Genomic DNA, 468 nt, shown 5'->3' with positions numbered 1-468 from the left:
GGTGCAGGGCATGCTCGCCGGCATCGGCCTGATCATCGTGCTCGGCCAGGTGTACGCCATGGCCGACGTCGAACAGCCGGGCAGCGGTCTTTCCAAGCTGGCCGGGCTCCCCGGCCTCGCCGTCGACATCGTCACGAACCAGGAGGCCCTTACCGCCTTCGGCCTGGGCGCCGGCACGATCGCCGTGCTGCTGGTGTGGCCGAAGCTCCCCGCCGCCGTCCGCACCGTCCCCGCCCCCCTCGCAGCGGTCGCCCTGGCCACCGCGGTCGCCTTCCTGGCCGGGCTGCGGCCCGCGGTGGCCGATGTGAACGGGCTGCTGCGCGCCGTCGACCTCCCCGGCGGGGCGGAGTTCGCCCGGCTCGCCGATGTGGCGGTCATCGGCACCGTGCTGGCCTTCGCCCTGATCGCCTCTGCGGAGAGCCTGTTCAGCGCGGCGGCCGTCGACCGGATGCATGACGGGCCCCGCAC

Annotated in this window: 1 protein-coding gene; it reads left to right on the top strand. The window is 74.4% G+C overall.

What is annotated here, in order from left to right:
• On the top strand, positions 1-468 hold a 468-nt coding region (locus LPA54_RS37795), incomplete at both ends, for a SulP family inorganic anion transporter (protein ID WP_267487998.1).

Origin of the sequence: Streptomyces sp. DH12, from assembly GCF_020873895.1 — a bacterium.
Taxonomy (GTDB): domain Bacteria; phylum Actinomycetota; class Actinomycetes; order Streptomycetales; family Streptomycetaceae; genus Streptomyces.
The sequence above is the reverse complement of the archived record's forward strand: the minus strand, read 5'-3'. Positions and strand labels throughout refer to the sequence as shown.